The sequence below is a fragment of the Blautia sp. AM42-2 genome, assembly GCF_003480245.1.
GTDB classification, from domain to species: domain Bacteria; phylum Bacillota; class Clostridia; order Lachnospirales; family Lachnospiraceae; genus Fusicatenibacter; species Fusicatenibacter saccharivorans.
In genome coordinates this window covers 12521-35026 of record NZ_QUIM01000013.1, presented here as the reverse complement: position 1 = coordinate 35026, position 22506 = coordinate 12521, and the positions used below count along the sequence as shown (strand labels likewise).

The 22506-nt window shown below is 47.0% G+C and carries 24 protein-coding genes and 2 tRNA genes; 24 read left to right on the top strand and 2 right to left on the bottom strand.

What is annotated here, in order from left to right; all coding sequences use genetic code 11:
* Positions 1–345: 345 nt before the first annotated feature.
* Positions 346–2436 carry a glycoside hydrolase family 13 protein gene (locus DW915_RS12950; RefSeq protein ID WP_118742251.1) on the top strand — a complete coding sequence of 697 codons (2091 nt, stop codon included), beginning with the start codon at positions 346–348 and terminating at the stop codon, positions 2434–2436.
* A gap of 401 nt (positions 2437–2837) precedes the next feature.
* Here DW915_RS12950 and DW915_RS12945 read toward each other — a convergent pair.
* Both DW915_RS12945 and DW915_RS12940 read right to left on the bottom strand, forming a co-directional pair.
* Positions 2838–2923 (bottom strand) — tRNA-Leu (locus DW915_RS12945).
* Between the two features lie 3 nt (positions 2924–2926).
* A tRNA-Tyr gene (locus tag DW915_RS12940) sits at positions 2927–3008 on the bottom strand.
* A gap of 192 nt (positions 3009–3200) precedes the next feature.
* On the opposite strand from DW915_RS12940, the gene DW915_RS12935 reads away from it, so the two are divergent.
* From DW915_RS12935 to DW915_RS12830, 23 genes are all read left to right on the top strand, one after another.
* On the top strand, positions 3201–4010 hold the full coding sequence (locus tag DW915_RS12935) for an FAD binding domain-containing protein (RefSeq protein WP_118742250.1): 810 nt from the start codon (positions 3201–3203) through the stop codon (positions 4008–4010).
* A complete protein-coding gene (locus DW915_RS12930) occupies positions 4010–4480 on the top strand; it encodes a (2Fe-2S)-binding protein (RefSeq protein WP_022462114.1) in 471 nt (156 codons plus the stop codon). Before DW915_RS12935 ends, DW915_RS12930 begins: the two co-directional genes overlap by 1 nt.
* A complete protein-coding gene (locus DW915_RS12925) occupies positions 4477–6816 on the top strand; it encodes a xanthine dehydrogenase family protein molybdopterin-binding subunit (RefSeq protein WP_118742249.1) in 2340 nt (779 codons plus the stop codon). Before DW915_RS12930 ends, DW915_RS12925 begins: the two co-directional genes overlap by 4 nt.
* A complete protein-coding gene (locus DW915_RS12920) occupies positions 6807–7394 on the top strand; it encodes a nucleotidyltransferase family protein (protein ID WP_118742248.1) in 588 nt (195 codons plus the stop codon). The genes DW915_RS12925 and DW915_RS12920 overlap by 10 nt, the downstream gene beginning before the upstream one ends.
* 127 nt (positions 7395–7521) lie before the next feature.
* Positions 7522–8103: a xanthine phosphoribosyltransferase gene (locus DW915_RS12915; protein WP_055218716.1), complete on the top strand. Its 582-nt coding sequence runs from the start codon at positions 7522–7524 to the stop codon at positions 8101–8103.
* Between the two features lie 12 nt (positions 8104–8115).
* On the top strand, positions 8116–8367 hold the full coding sequence (locus tag DW915_RS12910; protein WP_022462118.1) for a hypothetical protein: 252 nt from the start codon (positions 8116–8118) through the stop codon (positions 8365–8367).
* 146 nt (positions 8368–8513) lie between these two features.
* Complete coding sequence (locus tag DW915_RS16375) at positions 8514–8978, top strand: response regulator (protein ID WP_118742259.1); 465 nt, start codon at positions 8514–8516, stop codon at positions 8976–8978.
* A complete protein-coding gene (locus DW915_RS12900; RefSeq protein ID WP_118742247.1) occupies positions 8926–9270 on the top strand; it encodes a sensor histidine kinase in 345 nt (114 codons plus the stop codon). The genes DW915_RS16375 and DW915_RS12900 overlap by 53 nt, the downstream gene beginning before the upstream one ends.
* A 124-nt stretch (positions 9271–9394) precedes the next feature.
* Complete coding sequence (locus tag DW915_RS12895; protein WP_055227238.1) at positions 9395–10492, top strand: glycoside hydrolase family 172 protein; 1098 nt, start codon at positions 9395–9397, stop codon at positions 10490–10492.
* Between the two features lie 277 nt (positions 10493–10769).
* Positions 10770–11543: a polyphosphate polymerase domain-containing protein gene (locus DW915_RS12890; protein ID WP_118640004.1), complete on the top strand. Its 774-nt coding sequence runs from the start codon at positions 10770–10772 to the stop codon at positions 11541–11543.
* Positions 11544–11830: 287 nt separating this feature from the next.
* Positions 11831–12064: a hypothetical protein gene (locus DW915_RS16600; protein WP_055227237.1), complete on the top strand. Its 234-nt coding sequence runs from the start codon at positions 11831–11833 to the stop codon at positions 12062–12064.
* Positions 12036–12284, top strand: coding sequence for a hypothetical protein (locus DW915_RS16595; protein ID WP_330422689.1), 249 nt, complete (start codon positions 12036–12038; stop codon positions 12282–12284). The genes DW915_RS16600 and DW915_RS16595 overlap by 29 nt, the downstream gene beginning before the upstream one ends.
* Positions 12284–14317, top strand: coding sequence for a carbohydrate-binding domain-containing protein (locus tag DW915_RS12880; protein WP_118742246.1), 2034 nt, complete (start codon positions 12284–12286; stop codon positions 14315–14317). Before DW915_RS16595 ends, DW915_RS12880 begins: the two co-directional genes overlap by 1 nt.
* A 138-nt stretch (positions 14318–14455) precedes the next feature.
* The gene (locus DW915_RS12875; protein WP_022462124.1) at positions 14456–14956 is read left to right on the top strand and encodes a GreA/GreB family elongation factor; all 501 of its coding nucleotides are present in this window, start codon (positions 14456–14458) and stop codon (positions 14954–14956) included.
* 28 nt (positions 14957–14984) lie between these two features.
* The gene (locus DW915_RS12870) at positions 14985–15464 is read left to right on the top strand and encodes an S-ribosylhomocysteine lyase (RefSeq protein ID WP_118595116.1); all 480 of its coding nucleotides are present in this window, start codon (positions 14985–14987) and stop codon (positions 15462–15464) included.
* A 90-nt stretch (positions 15465–15554) separates the two neighbouring features.
* On the top strand, positions 15555–16433 hold the full coding sequence (locus DW915_RS12865) for an aldose 1-epimerase family protein (protein ID WP_118742245.1): 879 nt from the start codon (positions 15555–15557) through the stop codon (positions 16431–16433).
* Positions 16434–16594: 161 nt separating this feature from the next.
* Positions 16595–18139 (top strand): glutamine-hydrolyzing GMP synthase, encoded by a 1545-nt coding sequence (guaA, locus tag DW915_RS12860; RefSeq protein ID WP_118742244.1) that lies wholly within the window; start codon positions 16595–16597, stop codon positions 18137–18139.
* 389 nt (positions 18140–18528) lie between these two features.
* Positions 18529–18756 carry a hypothetical protein gene (locus DW915_RS12855; RefSeq protein WP_015515216.1) on the top strand — a complete coding sequence of 76 codons (228 nt, stop codon included), beginning with the start codon at positions 18529–18531 and terminating at the stop codon, positions 18754–18756.
* On the top strand, positions 18749–18967 hold the full coding sequence (locus DW915_RS12850; protein ID WP_055227196.1) for a hypothetical protein: 219 nt from the start codon (positions 18749–18751) through the stop codon (positions 18965–18967). The genes DW915_RS12855 and DW915_RS12850 overlap by 8 nt, the downstream gene beginning before the upstream one ends.
* Entirely contained in the window at positions 18964–19314 is a 351-nt protein-coding gene (locus DW915_RS16590) for a hypothetical protein (protein ID WP_242856687.1), read from the top strand. Before DW915_RS12850 ends, DW915_RS16590 begins: the two co-directional genes overlap by 4 nt.
* Positions 19315–19699: 385 nt before the next feature.
* On the top strand, positions 19700–20728 hold the full coding sequence (locus DW915_RS12840) for a hypothetical protein (protein ID WP_118742243.1): 1029 nt from the start codon (positions 19700–19702) through the stop codon (positions 20726–20728).
* Positions 20725–21207, top strand: a complete 483-nt coding sequence (locus DW915_RS12835; RefSeq protein ID WP_158579541.1) for a PucR family transcriptional regulator — start codon at positions 20725–20727, stop codon at positions 21205–21207. The genes DW915_RS12840 and DW915_RS12835 overlap by 4 nt, the downstream gene beginning before the upstream one ends.
* 220 nt (positions 21208–21427) lie before the next feature.
* Positions 21428–22495 carry an HD-GYP domain-containing protein gene (locus DW915_RS12830; protein ID WP_118742242.1) on the top strand — a complete coding sequence of 356 codons (1068 nt, stop codon included), beginning with the start codon at positions 21428–21430 and terminating at the stop codon, positions 22493–22495.
* The last annotated feature ends 11 nt before the right edge of the window (positions 22496–22506 follow it).

Here is a 22506-nt window from a genome sequence, read left to right as displayed (position 1 = left end):
CGGGCGTTTGTGCAAATTAAAACAGAAAATCCGAAACGCCGGAAAAATTCATCGTTATTTTGAATAAGAATCAAATGAAAAAAAATCGCGATTTGTGCAGACTTTTCGAGGGACGTATGGTACTATAATAACTGTAAAAACCCCCCAATACATTATATAGTTTTTGCTACACCCCATAAGAGAAATACCTTCTCCAAAAGAGCCAGCGTACCCCGCTGGCTCTTTTACTATATAAAAATCCAATAAACACAATCGTTACATGTGTTCAGAAAAAGGTTGTATTACATGGCGGTGTGGGGTAAAATATAAGGAATGAATGATTGAGAAAGACAGAGGCGTTAGTTCATGGATAAAACAAGAATGCAGCAGTATATGTCACAGATGCGGGCGATGTTCAACAAGCATGCGCTCTACAGCGATGAATCCCCGCAGTATCAGATTCCGTTTGAGCCGAACCCGGGCGACACGGTGAAGATCCGGTTCCGTACCCTGAAAAATAATGTAGATGCGGTTTATTTCATCAGCGGTTCCATCCGTGCACAGATGCAGGTCGGTTTGGTCCGGAACGGTTTTGATTATTACGAGATCGAGATTCCGGTCGGAAATGAGCCGATCCGCTATTTTTTTGAGATTCAGGCAGGCCGTGTGGTCTGTTATTACAACAAGCTCGGTGTCACAAGAGAGCTGCAGGAGATGTACTCTTTCGGCATTATCCCGGGCTTCCATACGCCGGACTGGGCGAAGGGCGCTGTCATGTATCAGATTTTTGTGGACCGCTTCTGCAACGGAGATCCGTCCAACGATGTGCTGACGGGAGAGTACAGCTACATCGGTGAGCAGGTCAACAAGGTGGATGACTGGAACCGCTTCCCGGAGCAGATGGATGTCCGCAATTTCTACGGCGGCGATCTGCAGGGCGTCATTGACAAGATGGATTATCTGCAGGATCTCGGTGTGCAGGTCATTTATCTGAATCCGGTGTTTGTTTCGCCGTCGAACCATAAGTATGATATTCAGGATTATGACTATATTGATCCGCATTTCGGAAAGATTGTCTCCGACGAAGGCGATCTGCTCTGGCCGGGCGACAAGGACAATACGCGGGCAACGCGGTATATTGACCGTGTGACGAACAAGGCGAACCTGGAGGCGAGCAATGAACTGTTTATCCACCTGGTGGAGGAGGCGCACAAGCGCGGCATGAAGGTGATTCTGGACGGCGTTTTCAACCACTGTGGTTCGTTTAACAAGTGGCTGGACCGCGAGCGGATTTATGAGGCCGGAAAGGGCTATGAACCGGGCGCGTATGTGGCGCAGGACAGTCCGTATCACACGTTTTTTAAGTTTTATAATGAGCATAACTGGCCGTACAATGAGTTTTATGACGGCTGGTGGGGCCATGATACGCTGCCGAAGCTGAACTACGAGGGTTCGGAGAAGCTGATGGAGGATATTATGCGCATCGGCGCGAAGTGGGTTTCTCCGCCGTTTAATGCGGACGGCTGGCGGCTGGATGTGGCCGCAGACTTAGGACACAGCCCGGAGTTTAACCACAAGTTCTGGAAGGAGTTCCGGCGCGTTGTGAAGGAGGCGAATCCGGAGGCGATTATTCTGGCGGAGCACTACGGCGATGCGATGAGCTGGCTGCAGGGCGACGAGTGGGATACGGTGATGAACTATGATGCGTTTATGGAGCCGGTTTCCTGGTTCCTCACGGGTATGGAGAAGCACAGTGATGAGTTTAACCAGGGGCTTCTCGGAAACAGTGAGAGTTTTATCGGGGCGATGACGTATCATATGCCGGCGTTTTATGCGCCTTCGCTGTATACGGCGATGAATGAGCTGGATAATCATGATCATTCGCGGTTCCTCACGAGAACGAATCATCGTGTGGGGCGTGTGGCGAATGTTGGGCCGTATGCGGCTGCGGAGAATACGAATAAGGCGGTGCTGCGCGAGGCGGTTGTGATTCAGATGACGTGGCCGGGGGCGCCGACGCTGTATTATGGGGATGAGGCCGGCCAGGTTGGGTTTACGGATCCGGATAACCGGAGGACGTATCCCTGGGGACAGGAGGATCAGGAGCTGATCCGATTCTATAAAGAAATGATTGCGGTGCATCGGAGATTTCCGGTGCTGGCGATGGGATCGCTGAAATTTTTGCACCATGATTATAATGTGCTTTCTTATGGACGGTTTAATCAGGAGGAGCAGGTAATTGTGGTGATTAATAACCGGAATGAGAGGGTGCATGTGGAGATTCCGGTGTGGCTTACCGGGATTAACCGGAGTTCGGTGGCGAAGCTGACGCAGGTGTTTGCGACGGATGCGGTGGGATTTTCTTCGGAGGAGAAAGAAATCGAGGCACCGGCGGGCATACTGGAGATGGATTTGCTGCCGTTATCGGGAGTGGTACTGCATAGATGCGAGGAGTGACGGATTTGGGGGACGCCTCGCCGCCGCACACCCGGTGGTCTTGCGTGATGCGCAGGGCAGCGGTGGAAAAGCGGGGGAAAAACGTAGAAAAAACGGAGGTCTTTCGACAGACACCGGCATTATTCGCCGGGAAATCTGATGATTTCCCAGCTCAGAATGCCTTGAAATCTGGTGTTGAGCACCAGATTTCAGTCTTTCGAAAGGCTTCCGTTTTTTCTGGTTTTTCCAACCCGCTTTTCCAATGCTGCCCTGCGCATCACGCAAGACCACCGGGCGCGCGGCGGCGAGGCTGGTAGTGGGAACGGGAGATGGGGCTGGATCCGCTAGGGCGGATCGGCGTAAGATTTTTGGGGGAGAATGGAAAAAGAGCTCCGATTCGTATGAATCAGAGCTCTTAATCGTGCCGCAAACCGGGATCGAACCGGTACGGGTATCACTACCCACGGGATTTTAAGTCCCGGGCGTCTGCCAGTTCCGCCACTGCGGCATATGGACGGAGATGGATTCGAACCATCGAAGCAATTTGCAGCAGATTTACAGTCTGTCCCCTTTGGCCACTCGGGAATCCGTCCATGTATTTTGTTTTGTGTCAGAATGACTTCCGACATTGATTGATTATACTGGATGTGGAGCAAAAATGCAAGTGTTTTTTTGAAAAAATAAGAAAAAAGTTGAAAGGGGGGAGCGGGTCAGGTATAATATGATATATATGGGCTTCTATATTGAGAAATAAACAACCTGAAAATGGAGGGCATAGGGTAACTATGATTAAAATTAAGGATTATATCCGTGCGGGGTCGCTGGAAGAGGCGTATGAGCTGAATCAGAAGAGAAGCGCCTGTATTTTAGGCGGAATGCTCTGGACGAAGATGGGAGAGCGACAGGTGCAGACGGCAATTGATCTTTCCGGACTCGGACTGGATCAGATTGAAGAGTCGGAAGAGGAGTTTTCCATCGGATGCATGGTGACGCTGCGGCAGATGGAGGAGCATGAGGGGCTGAATGCTTATACCGACGGTGCGGCACGGGAGAGTGTGCGGAGTATTGTCGGGGTGCAGTTCCGGAATCTGGCTACGGTGGGAGGCAGTATTTTCGGCAGATTTGGATTTTCGGATGTGCTGACGCTGTTTCTGGCGCTGGATACGGAGGTGGAGCTGGTTCATGCGGGACGGATGCCGCTGGCGGAGTTTGCCTGTTCAAAGAGAGACAGGGATGTGCTGGTAAGGCTGATTGTGAAGAAGCATGAGGGTGTTACGGTTTATCAGAGTCATCGAAATTCCAGAACGGATTTCCCGGTGCTGACGTGTGCGGTGCGGGTGGAAGACGGAAAAGGATGTGCGGTGCTTGGGGCAAGACCGGCGAAGGCGGCACGTGTAGAGCTTCCGGCGGAGCTGGCGGAAAAGCTGGCGGCTGGAAAGGCATCTGCGGAGGAGCTGAAGGCGGCGGCTTCGGAGATTTCTGATCAGTTTACGTATGGCAGTAATATGCGCGGAAGTGCAGAGTATCGTCATCATCTGGGACGGGTGCTGCTGCGCAGATGTATGGAAGAAATTCAGAAGAAGGAGGAGCAGTGATGAAGATTTCGATGATCTTAAATGGAAAGAAGACGGAAGCGGAGATCGATGCAGACATGCTCCTGATCGATTTTGTGAGAAGCCAGGGATGCTACAGTGTGAAGCGCGGCTGTGAGACGTCGAACTGCGGGCTGTGTACGGTTTTTCTGGAGGGAAAACCGGTGCTGTCGTGTTCGGTGCTTGCGGCGCGGGCGAATGGATGTAAGGTGGATACGCTGGAAGGCCTGCAGGAGGAAGCAGAAGAATTTGGTTCCTTTATTGCCGGACAGGGCGCCGAGCAGTGCGGGTTCTGCAATCCGGGGATGATTATGAATGCGATTGCGCTGTTCCGGGAAAATCCGGATCCGAGTGAGGAAGAAATTAAAGAATATCTGGCGGGAAATCTCTGCCGCTGTTCCGGATATGAAGGACAGCTTCGGGGAATTTTGAATTTCCTTGCCTGGAAAAAGCAGCAGGGAGGTGCGTCATGAGCAGAGAAAATCATATCTATGAACCGGACTGGTCGGGAAGAACCGATCAGCTCTGCAGTGTGAATAAGCCGGTGATCAAAAAGGATGCCCTCGCGCTGGTAACCGGAAAGCCGGTTTATGTAGATGATCTGGCGCCGAAGGATTGTCTGATTGTCAAGGTACTGCGGAGTCCGCATGCCAATGCAATCGTAAAATCCGTGAAAAAGACGGCAGCAGAGCGTGTTCCGGGCATTGAGGCGATTTATACCTGGGAGGATGTGCCGAAACAGCGTTTTACAATGGCAGGACAGACCTACCCGGAACCAAGCCCGTATGACCGTCTGATCCTCGATCAGCATGTGCGCTACGTGGGAGATCCGGTGGCGATTATTGCCGGAAAAGATGAAAAATGCGTGGACCGTGCGCGGAAGCTCCTGAAAGTAGAGTACGAAGTGCTTCCGGCCATTCTGGATTTTCATCAGTCCAAGGATAATGAACTGCTGGTGCATCCGGAGGAAAGCTGGAAATCGCTCTGTCCGGTCGGTGCGGACAATCAGAGAAATCTCTGTGCAAGTGCGGAAGATCACAACGGAGATGTGGAAGCCGTGCTCGCAGAGTGCGATGAGGTCGTAGAGCATACGTATCATGTACGTGCAGCCCAGCAGGCGATGATGGAGACGTTCCGGACATACTGCTTTATGGATACCTACGGACGGCTGAATGTGCTGAGCTCGACCCAGATCGTTTACCATGCGCGCCGCATTCTGTCCAATGCACTCGGCATTCCGAAATCGAAGATCCGTGTTTCCAAGCCGAGAATCGGCGGCGGATTCGGAGCGAAGCAGACGGTGGTTGCCGAAATTTTCCCGGCGTTTGTAACCTGGAAAACCGGAAAACCGTCGAAAATGATCTTTACGAGAGAAGAGTCCCAGACAGCATCCACACCGCGCCATGAGATGGAAGTAACGATCCGCCTCGGTGCGATGAAGGACGGAAGAATCCGTGCGATCGATCTGTATACACTTTCCAACACGGGTGCATACGGCGAGCATGGACCGACAACGGTCGGCCTTTCCGGCCACAAATCGATTCCGATGTATGGAGCTCTTGAGGCTTACCGGTTTGCGTATGATGTTGTGTATTCCAACGTAATGTCAGCCGGTGCTTACCGCGGATACGGTGCGACGCAGGGTATCTTTGCCGTAGAATCTGCTGTCAGTGAGATGGCAGCGCGTCTTGGCATCGATCCGATCCGGATCCGGGAGCAGAACATGGTCCGTGAGGGACAGTTCATGCCGGCTTACTATGGCGAAACGGCAAACAGCTGTGCGCTTGACCAGTGCGTGGAGCGTGCGAAAGAGATGATCGGCTGGGATGAGAAATATCCGTGTCGTGATATGGGAAATGGAAAGGTGCGCAGCGTCGGCATTGCGATGGCGATGCAGGGCTCCTGTATTTCCAATCTCGATGTCGGATCGGCAACGATCAAAGTCAACGACGACGGCGGCTATACGATGCTGATCGCAGCGGCCGATATGGGAACCGGCTGCGATACGATTCTGTCCCAGATGGCGGCAGAGTGTCTGGAGTGTGATGTGGATGACATTACCGTTGTCGGCGCAGATACCGATACGTCCCCGTATGACTCCGGTTCCTATGCATCGAGTACGACGTATATTACCGGAAAAGCGGTGGAAAAAGCCTGCATGACGCTTCGGAAACGAATCTGTGCCCTGGCGGCAGAGCGGATGAACGTGCCGGAAGATGAGATAGAATTTACCGGTACCGGCGTCGTGCATGAAAAGAGCGGAAGCAGCATGACGATGGAAGAAATCGCAACAGCGGCCATGTGCAATAACGGCATCGCGCTGGAAGCGACGGAAAGCAACTGCTCACCGGTATCGCCGCCGCCTTATATGGCTGGTGCGGTCGAGATCGAGCTGGATAAAGAGACCGGCGAGGTCAAGATTCTCGATTATGCCGCCGTTGTCGACTGCGGAACCGTCATCAACCCGAACCTTGCGCGCGTACAGGTCGAGGGCGGTCTGGTGCAGGGCATCGGCATGACGCTGTTTGAAAATATCCAGTACACGGACAAGGGTCAGATGATCAATAATTCGTTTATGCAGTATAAAGTGCCGACCCGCCTCGATATGGGCAAGCTGCGCGTCGAGTTTCGGAGTAGCTACGAGCCGACCGGTCCGTTCGGTGCAAAATCGATCGGCGAGATCGTCATCAACACACCGGCTCCGGCGCTGGCACATGCAATCTACAATGCGACGGGTCTGTGGTTCCGCGAACTGCCGATCACGAGCGAGCAGATTGCAATGGGAATTGCGGAAAAAGAATGCGAGTAACGATACTTTATCTGGCAGCCGGGAACAGCAGACGGTTCGGGGAAAATAAGCTGCTCTATCCGCTGGATGGAAAGGCGGTGTACCGCCATCTGCTGGACCGGCTGGCCCAAATTGCCGGAAGGCATGAGAACTGGGAACTGCTGGTTGTGACGCAGTATGAAAGGATTCTGGAGGAGCTTGCGCCGCTGGTAAAAGCCGGGCGTCTGCAGACGGTGTTTTCGCCGGACAGCGAAAAAGGAATTTCCTATACAATCCGCGCGGGAATCGAGGCGGCGGAGAAGCAAAATGCCGATGCCTGTGCGTGTTTTGTGGCGGATCAGCCGTGCCTGAAGGAAGAGACGGCGGAGCGCTTTCTGGAATCCATGGAGATGCAGAAGGCTCCACTTGGCTGCGTTTTCTGCGGCGGCGAGAGCGGCAATCCGGCGTGGTTCTCAAAACCTTATTTTTCAGAACTAAAAGAACTTTCCGGCGACCGCGGCGGAAAAAAGGTGCTGAAACGGCACTGGGAATCGGTAATTCCGTTCCGGGTCGAAGCCGTGTGGGAATTAAAGGATCTGGACCGGAAAGAGGATCTCTGATGCAGAGACACCGGCGGCTGCCATGAATAAAATTTGAGACAGTGCGAAATTTGATGGATTTGGACTTGCATTTCCAGTGAGAAGTAAGTACAATGGGTATAATAAAAATTCGGGAGGCTTCAAAAAAATGCAGTTATTGGAAGACAGAATCCGCAAAGACGGAAAAGTACGCGAGGGAAATGTCCTGAAGGTGGACAGCTTTTTAAATCATCAGATGGACGTCAATCTGTTCCGGGAAATCGGAAAAGAGTTTCAGCGTCGTTTTGCGGGAGAGGAGATCACGAAAATCCTGACCATCGAGGCATCTGGAATCGGAATTGCCTGTGTTGTGGCTGAAATTTTTAATGTTCCGGTTGTGTTTGCAAAGAAAACACAGACCAAAAATATCGCCGGAGATGTTTATACCACAAAAGTAGAATCTTTCACCCATGGAAGAGTTTATGATATCATTGTTTCCAAAGAATTTCTGGGAAAAGGAGACAAAGTTCTCCTGATCGATGATTTCCTGGCAAACGGAAAAGCGCTGGAAGGACTGGCAACCCTGGTACAGGATTCCGGTGCAGAGCTCGTAGGAGCAGGCGTTGTCATCGAAAAAGGGTTCCAGATCGGAGGAAAACTGCTGCGTGACCGCGGCATTCATCTGGAATCTCTTGCCATCGTCGATGGTATGGATGATAAAACCGGGGAAATTACCTTCCGGAAACAGTAAGGAGGCGTCAAAATGGCAAATCTGATTGCAAGAATTGCCGTTCTTCTGGTTCTGGCGGCCGCAGGAATGGTGCTGGCCGACAGAAAAGAAAAAATTGATCTCAGTGTGTCACTGCTGCTGTTTCTGGCGGCAGTCAATGTGACCTCTTTTTTCAGCCTGAAAGATAACAGGATTGTAGTTGTTATGATTCTGACGGTATATTTTCTGTTGTATGCAGGCGCAAAAGAGCTTCTGCGGAGACGGGCAGAGAAAAAAAGAAAATGAATGCAAACCGAACATCCGGCTGCGAGCACCCATGCAAAAGTGCCGGTCGGATGTTTTTGAATTTTCCTGTAAATTCAAAAAGCCCTCCGGGCAGGATCGCACTGCGGCGGAGAATCCTGAAAATTACCAAAATAAGGAGAACCGATATGAGACTGCTGCTGGCAGAAGATGAAAAAGAGATGGCGCACGCGCTGGAAGCAGTGTTTACACATAACCATTATTCTGTAGATGTTGTTTATAATGGAATTGATGCTGCGGACTGGGCAGAGAGCGGAAACTATGACGGCATGATCCTGGATATTATGATGCCGGGAAAAAGCGGGCTGGAGGTCTTAAGCGAGTGGACGGAGAGCATTCATCACCAGATTGAGCGTCTGAACAGTCTTGTAACACAGCTTCTGACGCTTGCAAAAATGGAGGAAGGTGGCGGAAAACTGGAGCTGAAAACATGGAATGCGTCAGAAACCATCATGGATGCCGTAACGTCCTTTGAAGCCCCTGCGGTTACGAAACAGATCGCGCTGCACGCTGCAGAGCGATATTGCAGAAGAACTCCATATGGAAGGGGATGCCGCAAGAATCCACCAGCTCGTTTCTCTTCTTGTGGATAACGCCGTTAAATACACTCCGGAGGGTGGAAAAATCCACATTTTCTGGCGAAAAAATGGCAAAAAAGCAGAATTTTCGGTGCAGAATACCTGCGATACCATGCCGGAAGGTGATCTCAACCGCCTCTTTGACCGCTTCTACCGTGCGGATGCGTCGCGGGCCAGGGAAAGCGGCGGCTATGGAATCGGCCTTTCTGTGGCAGCTGCAATTGTAAAGGCACATAAGGGAAAAATCACCGCAGAGCGGACACAAGATGGCATCTGTTTTAAAGCAGTCTTTCCGGCAAAAGGATGAAAGAAACAAAATTCCGGAAAAATGGAAAAATGACGGCAGGGTAGGAAAGGCAGACACACAAAAAGCAGAAATCAAAAGCTTCCAAGAGAGAAAAAACAAAAAAAAACAAAAGGAGGAATATATGATGTTTGATTGTGGTTTACAAAACATTTTCCAGCTGAAAAGCGGACAGTCCCGTTCTATTAACTGGGAAAACCGGAATGGAGAAAAAGGAAAAGGTGGCATGGCATCCAGCGATCTTGGTCCGTCCAGAAAAGGTTCCCCGTGTATCCCGAAAATAGAAGCAGGAGAGACCGTAACACTTGGTGAGATCCAGGGAGAAGGCATCATTCAGCACATCTGGATCACCGTCACAGACCGTACCAGTGAACGCAACCGCTATGTTCTGCGGGATCTTGTTCTCCGCATGTACTGGGATGACGAAGAAGATCCATCCGTGGAATGTCCGCTTGGCGATTTCTTCTGCTGCGGTTTCGGTGTTTCCTATCAGGTAAATTCCGTCCCGATTGCAGTCAACCCGACTCGCGGTTTCAACAGCTATTTCCCGATGCCGTTCCGTAAAAACGCCCGTATTACCATTGAAAATCAGTGTGATGAGCCGATTCCGGCCTTCTTTTATCAGATCGACTATTGCCTGACAACGGTTCCGGAGGATGCTGCCTATTTCCATGCCCAGTGGCGTCGTCAGCGCATAACGGAAAAGGCAAAAGACTACGTTGTCCTCGACAACATCAAAGGGAAAGGCCAGTACGTTGGAACTTATCTTGCACTGACCAGCCTCGAACGCTACTGGTACGGAGAAGGTGAGATGAAATTCTACATCGATGGAGACAAGGATTATCCAACCATCTGCGGAACCGGAACAGAAGATTACTTCGGTGGTGCCTGGAGCTTTGCAACACAGCAAAATGGCCAAACCGTTGAAAATCAGTACTGCACTCCGTATCTTGGATATCCTTACTACTCTACCCACGATACCTTCCTTCATAATGATTACCACAATGATGATCAGATGCCACAGCGCAGCTTCTACCGCTGGCACCTTCTTGATCCTATCCTTTTTGAGAAGGATCTTAAGGTAACCCTTCAGCAGATTGGCGTCAGTCATGGAGGTCTCTTTGAACGTCAGGATGATGTCGCTACCACAGCTTACTGGTACCAGACGCATCCTCATGTACCATTCGCGCCACTCATGTCCAGAAAAGAGCGCTGGCCAAGATGATTTTTGACGCTTTTCCTATTTTATATGTTTCATGACTTTGCATATCGGCTACAAGAGTCCGTTCCGAACAAATCCGCTTCCAACGAATTTGTCCGGAAACGGCTCTTTCTTTTTTTATATGGTATTCAAAAAGCGATCCGGATTACAGAGGTCCGTCTTTTCACAAACCTTTCACATTTTCCGTCCATTCTTTAAGGTTCCTTTAAAGTTTCCTCATTATACTTAAAAATGTAAAAAACATTTCCGGAAGTAAATCAAACGAAAGGATCAATCGATTATGATGCAAAGCCAACAGATTCCCATGACCTTCCAACGGTATGAAACAAAATACATGCTTTCCCCGATCATGGCTCGCAAGCTTCGCAAGAGCCTTCCGGGTCATCTGCAGATGGATGAATACGGCCTTGATACCATCTGCAGCCTCTATTACGATACCCCGGATCACCAGCTCATCCGCCGTTCGCTGGAAAAACCCGTCTACAAAGAAAAACTGCGACTCCGCAGTTATGGTCCGGCCAAAGAGACCAGCCCCATCTACGTAGAACTAAAGAAAAAATATGAAGGAATCGTCTACAAACGCCGCGAGCGCATGATATTATCAGAAGCGGTTCCCTATCTTGCGGGAAAATCAGAACCGGGCTTTGACAGCCAGATTCTTCACGAAATCACCTGGTTTCGTAACTACTACCGGGGGCTTGCTCCCGCTATGTACATCGCCTACGACCGTATCGCCTGCTTCGGCACGGAAGACAGGAACTTTCGTGTCACCTTCGACACCAATATCCGATGGCGTACCGACAATCTGTGTCTTGACGGTCCAACGGAAGGAACCAGGCTTTTAGAACCAGGCTGGTATCTTATGGAGGTTAAAACACCAGGTGCTGTGCCCCTATGGTTCAGCAAAATTCTGGATGATCTTGCAATCTATCCGGCATCATTTTCTAAATACGGCTTTGCCTATCAGATCGAAAATCAGAAAGCATCAGAAGAAAAAGCTTTCATACCATTCACAGATATCCGGCAAACCGTATCAAAAACAGCATTCCGTTAGCTGAATCAGGTAAGTCCTCTGCGGCCATTGCGAAAAGCAAGAAGCAGTGGGTGGACTCACAGCTTGCGAAAAGCCTTTTTCAAACATAATCTGCTTCACAAAAAAAGAAAATGTAACTATTCAGAGCCATGCAAAATAGAAGAAAAATCGCGAATCATGCTTGCATGAATGAGCGGTTTTTCTGGAATTTCATATGGCGAGAAGCAACAGCGCGATGTAGCGTAAGCGGAATCGAGATGGGGCTTTGAATAGACAAGAAAATAAAAAAATTCTGGGAGGAATTTACTATGCTTAACACAATATTCAGTTCCGTTTTTACAGAAACAACCGCCGCCTTCACCTTTGGTCAGTTCCTTGCCTGCACAGCAGTGTCTCTGATTCTGGGACTGTTGATCGCTGCTGTTTACAGGTACAAAAGCGAATGCACCAAAAGCTTTGCTGTCACGCTTGTTCTGATGCCTGTGATCGTACAGATGGTGATCATGCTCGTCAATGGAAATCTTGGAACCGGAGTCCCTTGATTATACCAGTGTTTTTGACGATATCTTTACCAGGTATCTGACCCGTTGCGAGCTTGTACAGGTAAAAACCACGAATATGGGAAGTCTTTTCAAGCTGGAGTATCGCATCGTATTCCGCGAGAAAGGCGAAGAGAAAAACATGATTGACCAGCTCCGCTGCAGAAACGGAAACCTTGAAATCCTGTGCAGTCGTGCGCAGACCGGAAGGGAGGAATTATAATGAATCGAAACAGAAAGAAAAAAAACAGAAAAAAAGAGACCGGCGCAGTCGTCAGCCTGCTTCTTGCATCATCGCTGGCCTTCGGTGGATGCGGCACAGCAGTGACATCTGCCAGCTTTGTCAATACCGAATCCGCCAGTACAGAGTCAACCGGCGAAACATCTGCCGACAACGCGGCGGCCACATCAGAGAGCACAGCTTCGGAAAATGCAATAGAAAGTGCCTCCGACATTGATTTCGATCTGGAACTGACCGAATCCACCATCGATACCGAATTCACAGACCGTGAGAAGAGTGGAAGCTACAAAGCGTCGGAAGCCGTAAAAATTACACTTAATAAGACGACAGCTACCGTCTCCGGCAGCGGAGCCAAAGCAGACGGCAGCACAATTACCATTATGGAAGAAGGCGTTTACATCGTAAGCGGAACACTTGAGGATGGCCAGATTATCGTAGACGCATCCGATTCCGACAAGGTTCAGATCGTACTCGATGGAGTCAATATCAACTGTGAGACAAATGCTGCCATCTACGTTCGCGAAGCGGACAAAGTTTTCATCACGCTTGCTGAAAACAGCAGCAACACGCTTGGCGGTGGAAACGAGTACACTCAGATTGACGACAACACGGTAGACGGTGTTATCTTCTCCAAATCAGATCTTGTCTGCAACGGGACAGGAAGTCTGACCATCGAGGCAGACTACAAACACGGGATTGTATCCAAAGATGACCTTGTGATTACCGGCGGAACCTACAAAATCGCCGCTGCGGACAACGGGATCACAGCCAAAGATCAGCTTAAAATTCTGGATGGAAGCTTTGACATTGATGCTGCAAACAGTGCGGTCAAAGCGAAGAATACGGATGACATAGAGCTTGGAAATATCTATATTGCCGGTGGTGTTTTTACAGTTAAGGCAGAACAGGATGGATTCCATGCAACCGGCAGCATCGTTGTCGATGACGGAACCATCACCGTAAACTCCGGTGATGACGGTTTCCATGCGGAGCTCGACACCATCATTCGTGGCGGAACGATCCTTGTTGAAAAAAGCAACGAAGGCCTGGAAGGAAAACGCGTCGTGGTCAACGGCGGTGACATTACCATAAACGCCAGCGACGATGGCATCAATGCCGCAAATTCCGGCGACGATGGCGCCAACGCCATAAATCCTGGCGCCAATGCTGCCGGTTCCGGTGACGATGACAGCAATGCTGCAAGCTCAAACGACGATAGCAGTGCTGTCGTAAACTCCGGTGATGATGGCAGCATATCCGGTGCGGCAGACGGAAAGGAACCTCCGCAAATGCCGCCTGATACAGAAAACGGCAGCGATAGGCAGCCGTCACAGGACTTCGATCCGGAGAACGCTCCGTCTGACGGAAATGCGCCGCAGGACTTCGATCCGGGGAATGCTCCGTCTGACGGCGATGCTCCACAGATGATGCAGGGAGGCCCTGGCGGCGGGGGAAACTCTGAGCTTTACATTAAAATTACCGGCGGAACCCTGACCGTATCCGCCGATGGTGATGGTCTTGATTCCAACGGCGGCCTTCTCGTGACCGGCGGAACTACGATCGTGTACGGGCCGACCAGCGATGGTGACAGTGCCCTCGATTACGACGGAAGTGCAATTGTGAGCGGTGGAATCTTGGCTGCCATCGGCAGTGCCGGCATGGTAGAAAGCTTCGACGAAGCTTCCACCCAGCCCGTTATCACCTATTACTGTACGGAAACCCAGTCCGCTGACACTACCATCACACTGACAGACAGCGATGGAAGTGCCCTCTTCACGGTCACACCTGAAAAAGCCTACGCCAGCATCGTTTTGACCTGCTCAGAAATAAAACTGGACGCAACGTATACTCTGGCTGCCGGCACTGACAACGAAGAGATCACCCTCACGGACATCATCACCACCGCCGGAACCCGGTCTGTTAAAACAATGAGCGATCCCGAAGGTGGAAAAATGCCAAATAACAGCGACAACAAAGGAACTCCGCCTTCAAAACCAAGCAACACGGCTGAGTGAACCGTTATAGTTCATTCAGCACCGGAACATTTGCTGTTCCGGTGCGTAAGAAAGTGATGCTACCGTGGCTGTCTTCCTACTTCCAATTTAACGTATTCTGTGCTAAAATAACCTCACAAGAAAAGAGGTAGAAAAATCATGTATGATAAACTGACCGAAAACGATATTAAAAAAATGCAGGAAGAAATCGACTACCGCAAACTGGTTGTCCGTCCAAAAGAACTCGAGGCTGTAAAAGAAGCCCGTGCCCAGGGCGATCTCAGCGAAAACTTTGAGTACAAAGCTGCCAAACAGGACAAAAATCGCAACGAAAGCCGCATCCGCTATCTGGAAAAAATGATCAAAACCGCTCACGTTATTTCAGATACCTCAAAGGACGATGAAGTTGGCATCAACAATACCGTCCAGGTTTACATCGAAGAAGATGATGAGACAGAAACCTACAAACTTGTCACCACCGTTCGTGGTAATTCTCTCAAAGGATACGTCAGTATCGACTCGCCATTAGGAAAAGCCATTCTGGGTCATAAAGTCGGCGACCGCGTCACTGTAAAAGTAAGCGATGCCTATAGTTATGATCTCATCATCAAATCCATCGAAAACACTGCGGATACCGATGATGAACTCCGCAGCTATTAAAGGACAGAAAGAAAGGAAAATACCAGTCATGGAAAAAATTGCAAGCTTTACGATCGACCATATCAAACTTAAACCAGGCGTCTACGTTTCAAGAAAAGATCACGTGGGTGACAGCGTCATCACAACCTTTGACCTGCGCATGACATCTCCAAACGATGAGCCTGTTATGAATACCGCTGAGGTCCACACCATCGAGCATCTTGGCGCAACCTTCCTGCGTAATCACGAAGAGTGGAAAGATAAAACCGTATATTTCGGTCCAATGGGCTGCCGTACAGGATTCTACCTGTTGCTGGCCGGTGATTACAGCTCGAAAGATATCGTTTCACTCGTAATAGAAATGTATGAATTTATCCGCGATTTCAAGGGCGAAGTCCCGGGTGCATCCCCGAAAGACTGCGGAAACTATCTGGATATGAATCTGTCCATGGCAAATTACCTTGGCAAAAAATACCTGGATGAGGTTTTGTACGGAATTGATGAATCCCGTCTCGTCTATCCGGAATAAATTCTAAAAATGGTAACTATTCAGCGCCATGCAATTTCGCATGGCTCTGAATAGTTACAAAAAATGAAAGAAAACAGGGGGAAACAGAGTATGAGAACCATGGAAAACGAAAACCTGCGCGTGCAGATCAGCGATCACGGCGCAGAACTTAGCAGCATCTACGATAAAGCGGCTGACCGTGAGGCAGTCTGGATCGGCGATCCGACCTTCTGGAACCGCCACGCACCGGTCCTGTTCCCGTTCGTCGGAAAAGTAAACGGCGGCTTCTACACCCATAAAGGAGTCAAATACCCGATGGGCCAGCACGGTTTCGCCCGCGACAACGAATTCGAGTGCATCGAAAACACCGAAAACAAAACTGTACACCGCCTGGTATCGACCGAAGAAACCAAAAAAGTCTACCCGTTCGATTTCGCCTTCACCGTAACCCAGGAACTCTCCGGCAGAACCCTGACCATCACCTGGAACGTAGAAAACACCGGTGATGATGACATGTACTTCTCCGTCGGCGGACATCCTGCATTCATGATTCCGGAACAGTATGACATCGTCTTCAACAAAGGCCTGGAAAACCACACCGAGACCGAACTCGAATACGTCCTGATCGACCCGGAAACAGCAGGCGTCGATGTCGCACATCCGAGAAAACTGAAACTTCAGGACGGCAGAATCCCGTACACCAGAACCCTTTTCGACGAGGACGCCCTGATCTTCGACAACATCCAGGTCGAGCGCGTCGGCGTAGAAGTGGATGGAAAACCGTATGTCACTCTCACCTGCAAAGGCTTCCCGAGCGTCGGCGTATGGTCCAAGCCAAAAGCAGGTGCCCCGTTCGTGTGCCTCGAGCCATGGATCGGCCGCTGCGACAACGTCGGCTTTGACGGCGAATTAAAAGACAAATACGGCGAACAGCACCTGAAAGCCGGGGAAACCTTCCAGGCAGGCTACACCATCACCATCGGAGAATAAGGACCCGAAAAAAAAGAAAAACCTCCGAAGTACAGCGAAAAGAACACGATTCCTGTACTTCAGGGGTTGAAATTTTACGGTTTCTTTACTATAATTAGCATCAAACCCAAAAAACGCATGTAGTTCATCATGCACAGAAGAAAAAACAGGAGGGAACGTTCTTGAAAAGAGAAACGGTTATCGTACTTGATTTTGGCGGTCAGTACAATCAGTTAATTGCAAGACGTGTACGTGAGTGCAACGTTTACTGTGAGATTTATTCTTACAAAACAGACATCGAAAAGATCAAAGAAATTCAGCCGAAAGGTATTATCTTCACCGGCGGCCCGAACAGCGCATATCTGCCGGATTCCCCGACTTATACAAAAGAAATTTTTGAACTTGGAATCCCGATCCTCGGCATCTGCTACGGATCACAGCTGATGATGCATCTGCTCGGCGGAAAAGTAGAAGTAGCACCGGTCAGAGAATATGGAAAAATTGAGGTAACCGTAGATACCAGTTCCGCACTGTTTGAGAACGTATCCGAAAAAACCATCTGCTGGATGAGCCACAACGACTACATCTCCAAAGCAGCTCCGGGCTTCGAGATCATCGCTCATACGGATGACTGTCCGGTAGCAGCCGTTGCAAACGTAGAGAAAAACCTCTATGCAACCCAGTTCCATCCAGAAGTTCTGCACACCAAAGAAGGAAAGAAAATGCTTTCCAACTTTGTATACAATGTCTGCCGTTGCGCCGGCGACTGGCACATGGACTCCTTCGTAGAAGAATCCATCAAAGCTATCCGCGAAAAAGTAGGCGACGGAAAAGTCCTCTGCGCACTGTCCGGCGGAGTCGATTCCTCCGTAGCAGCTGTTATGCTTTCCAAAGCAGTCGGAAACCAGCTGACCTGCGTATTCGTAGATCACGGCCTGCTGCGTAAAAACGAGGGCGATGAAGTAGAAGCAGTCTTCGGACCGGACGGCCCATACGACCTGAATTTCATCCGCGTCAACGCACAGGAGCGTTTCTATGTAAAATTAAAAGGCGTAGAAGAGCCGGAGAGAAAACGTAAAATCATCGGCGAAGAGTTCATCCGCGTCTTCGAAGAAGAAGCAAAGAAAATTGGTGCTGTAGACTTCCTGGTACAGGGAACCATCTACCCAGACGTTGTAGAGAGCGGCGTCGGCGGAGAATCCACCGTCATCAAATCCCATCATAACGTCGGAGGACTGCCGGACTACGTAGATTTCAAAGAAATCATCGAGCCGCTGCGCAACCTCTTCAAAGACGAAGTAAGAAAAGCCGGCCTTGAGCTCGGCATCCCGGAATACCTCGTATTCCGTCAGCCATTCCCGGGCCCGGGACTTGGCATCCGTATCATTGGCGAAGTAACCGCCGAGAAAGTCAAAATGGTACAGGACGCCGACGCGATCTGGCGCGAAGAAATCGACAAAGCCGGAATCGCCCACGAAATCGGCCAGTACTTCGCAGCCCTGACCAACATGCGCTCCGTCGGAGTCATGGGAGATGAAAGAACCTACGATTACGCCATCGCCCTCCGCGCCGTCACCACCACCGATTTCATGACCGCCGAAAGCGCCGAAATCCCGTGGGATGTCATTGGAAGAACAACCAGTCGAATCGTAAACGAAGTCAAACACATCAACCGCGTCATGTACGACTGCACCGGAAAACCACCGGCAACGATCGAGTTTGAGTAGCGGACTAAATTGCGAAAAAGCCCATAAATAAAGGCTTTGTGGGCTGTCTGGATGTTCCAGTGGAGTGCAAATGGAGTTAAAAAATATTTTTTTTCTTTGTTTTCTTTCCGGAGTTATCTGAGATTTTCGCAAAAAGTAACTATGCTCAGAAAATATAATTAGTGTGAATATGAAGAACAGTTTGTTTTGATGGAAATATTTTCCGTCAGGGCAGACTGTTTTTTTATACCCTTTTTCAATGATATAAACTCCATGATTCAGAGATAACACATATGGAAACTGTAAAATTAAAATAATTTGCTAAATTTCGGAAAATGATGTCCGATTTTGCATCTGCCAGTACAGAGTATATGAAGAGATAAATATTCAAAATACAGGAGGTACTGATTATGCAGAACAAATTATTTTTAAAGGCAGCTGATATATGTGAACTTCTGGAGGTGAAACAGACATCGGCTTATGAGATCATTGGCAATCTGAATAAGGAGCTGGAAGAACAGGGATATTTGACGCTTAGAGGAAAAGTTCCGACAAAGTATTTTGTGAAGCGTTTCTACGGGGTAGAAGATACCTGTGAGATTTCACAGGAAGAAGGAAAGGAATGGTTTCATGCGTAAAAGAAAAATGTATTTATCAGTGGAAGACATTGCCGAACTCTTTGAGTTATCAGTTTCTTTTGCTTACCGGGTGGTGGAAAGAATGAATGCTGATCTGGCAAGTAAGAACTATTATGTGATTCTCGGTCGGGTGCCAACCCGTTATGTAGAGGACAAGATTTATGGTCTGGAACATGTTGAGCAATATTTGAAGGAGGATAAAGCGATATGAGTATAGTGCAGGAAAAAATGTATATGGATGTGGATGATGTGTGGGCAATTCTTGGTGTTTCTAAAGCGTATGCCTACAATTTGATGCGAGAGTACAACAAGGAGTTGAAAGCAAACGATCAGATGTATATGTACAGACAAAGCCCAAGAGCAGATGAGCGAGTAACAAGTACCGAAGCGAATGCAGTGGTTAAGGATGCAGGAAAGACAGATAGAAAAACGGCACAGCAGAAGCAGATGGTAGATGGAAAAGATAAGAAATTATCCATTCATGAACGGCTTGAAATCAATAAGAAGATTATTCAAGAAAAACAGGGAAAAGATAAGCCGGAGAGAGGAGCTGATTGAGGTGTGAGATAAACAGGGGTGCTAGAATAGCGGATACCAGGCTACTAATGAAGGTGTGGGAAGTTGATTCCTGCATCTTTTTTTAGTGTATAAATAAAGTTTTGCTGTATTTATTTGCGAAAATACAGATTACTTAAGGTGGAAAATAATATTACTTTTTGCTATAATACCGCTATATCATTGGCAGATGTTTAGGTTTTAGATAAACATATACTATAAAATACGGAGGTACAACACGAATTGGATACACAATAAAAAATTTTATTGACTCAAACAAATTCCCAGGGATGAAATTAATTAGTGACAATTCAGGAATCAATAGAGAAATAAGAGGAGTTCGAATTATTGTAGCTCCCAACATGGAAAATTTTCTGGGGGGGGTGAGTTGCTCCTAACTTCTTTGCCCGCTTATGAAAAACTAGATGATCATATGATGGTAAGTCACTTAAATGAATTAAATAAAAAGCAGATAAGTGGATTTATTGTGAAAAGAAAGCAGAATACAGCTCATTTAAATAAGTTGTTTGAAACTTTGGTATGTTTTTGTGAAGAACACAATATACCTGTTTTGGAACTTCCACAGGATATCAGTTACTGGTTGGTTATTAAGTATGTACTATCTCAAATATGTAGTAATATCGTAGTTGCAAAATTTATTTATTCTAAATTAACTCGAGATGAAATCAGTCAGTATTTTGCTGGAAGAGCTATTAGAGAGAAAGCAATAGAGAAATTGATTTGTGGTCTGGAAACTATGCTTGGAAATCCTGTTGCTTTGTATGACGCACAATTTCATAATATGTATTCAAGTACATCAGAACCAATTGAATTAAAAATTTTAAAGGATAGCCCAAAATATGTGTCTAATATCATTACGCAGCTTGAATATATACGTCAAAAAAGAAATAATGTTGAATATATAAAAGAAATCGACATTTTCGGTCAGAGTAAGTATTATTTGCTAATATCAGAGATAAACGAACCATTAATGGAATTAGATTTTATAACATTAGAGGGGGCAGTTTCAGCTTTATTATATTTTTTAATTCAAAATGAAACGGTAAAGAGTATTGAAAAGAAATATCATAGAGATTTAGAATATCGAATGCTAAATGGATTGCTGTCAGAATCAGAGAAAGAGGATGTTGCAAATCTGCTTGATCTTAATGCAACAGATGAATATCGGGTTATCACATTTTATTTGAAATCTGGAAACAATAAAGAAAATTTCAGTGCTGAACAAAGAAAAGAGACAAAGATTGTAGAAAAAGCAGTTTTAAAATTTCTACCTAAAGAGTATATTTTTTGTAATACAAATCGAATCATATATATTCACAAGGAAAATAAAAAGAAGGAAAACGGGAATTTCGAAGAAAGCTGGAAAAATTTCAAAAAGAAACGCAAGATCAATTGACAGATAGAAAAGAACAATTTGAATTCCTGATTGGGATAGGAAAAAGTGTTAAAGGTTATCATGATTTGAAAGATTCTTTTGAAGATTCTAAAACTGCAATAGAATACATTGATGTCATTAGAAAGATAACAGGTGATATACAGAAGTCAGTAGTGGATTGTTCAAAATTAGGATTCTTTCATGTTTTTACAAATATTAAGGATGAAAAGCAATTAAGAACATATATACCAGATACAGTCCATGAGATTCATCAGTATGATGTTCAGAAAAATGGAGAACTGATTGATACGCTGGAATGCTATTTGAATCATAAACAAAGTATTCGAAAAACTTCAGAGTTAATGTGCGTGCATGCTCGAACAGTTTCATACCGTTTGCAGAAAATAGTAGAATTGACAGGAATGGATTTTGACAATGTGGCTGAGATATTAGCTGTTCGAAACGGAATTATAATATTAAAAATATTGGAATTGTTATAAAAGATAACGAATCACATGGTTAGTGTGGTTCGTTTTTCTTTTTGGAAAAATTCATATAATGGAACACTTCTTGCAAAATACACACACCATATTTGCAAATTTTGTGCATTATAAAAAATAGAAAGAACGATATACTATTATATGTGAAAATAGTATTAAGGAATATTTTTTTGACATAAACTAGTACCTTTAAGGGTTGAGTTACGTAAGAGGTGGAGTTATGGAGCAGGAAAAACCAATGGTTTGCACAGATAAGGACTTTGACCGGTTTTATGTAGCATTAAAATTAAATTTAAAAACAAATAGGTATGAATGCATTTACTCACATAATCAAGAGGTCTTTGAAATAGCAAGGAAGACAGAAGATTATGATACGTTTATTCAGATATATATAGAGAGATTTATTCATGATGCTGATAAATCAAAGCTACGAGATTTCCTGTTAAGCGATAAGTTAACAGAAAATCTGGTTCATGGCTATGCAGAGCAGGATATCGTATACCGCAGAATAGAGAGTGAAAAATCTTATATAAAGATGAGGGCTAAGAAATATGTGGATATAAAAGATAATATAGCAATGATTACATTACATAATGTAAAAAGAACCTACAGATCCGTAATGGAAATGAAACGAGAACTCCAGAAGAATGAGCGCGATAAGACCAAGCAATATTGGAATATGGTGTCATTATTGTCTACAGTTCTGGATCATAATAATTTATCAGAAGTGGAAAACCAGGACAATATTATTTTCTTTACAAAGCAGATGTATCTCCAACTGCAGAAAAATTATCCGGAATATGGAATTACAGACGAAGAAGTAGAAGCTGTATCACATTTGGCGCCAATTCATGATATTGGAAAAATTAGGGTGCCTGTTGAAATTCTGAACAAAAATGGCAGGCTGACAGATGAAGAGATGGAAACCGTGAGACAACATCCACTGGTTGGAGCTGAAATGACAAAGAAGTTTCCAAAAGGTCTTACTATAGACAAATTAAATGCGCTTAGTTATGAAATCTGCAGACATCATCATGAACGATATGACGGAGCTGGGTATCCGGATGGTTTGCATGGAGAAGAAATTCCTCTTTGTGCACAGGTTGTGGGACTGGCTGATGCATATGATGCCTTAATCAGTCCTCGCCCCTATAAAAGTAAACTGACTCATGGAGAAGCATTGCAAATGATCCTGAACGGGGAATGTGGCTCGTTCTCCCAACCGCTGCTTCATTGTTTTCTGGAAGCGGCAATGCAGAAGGAATGGATAAAAAAGGCAGATAGCTAAGAAAATGAAAA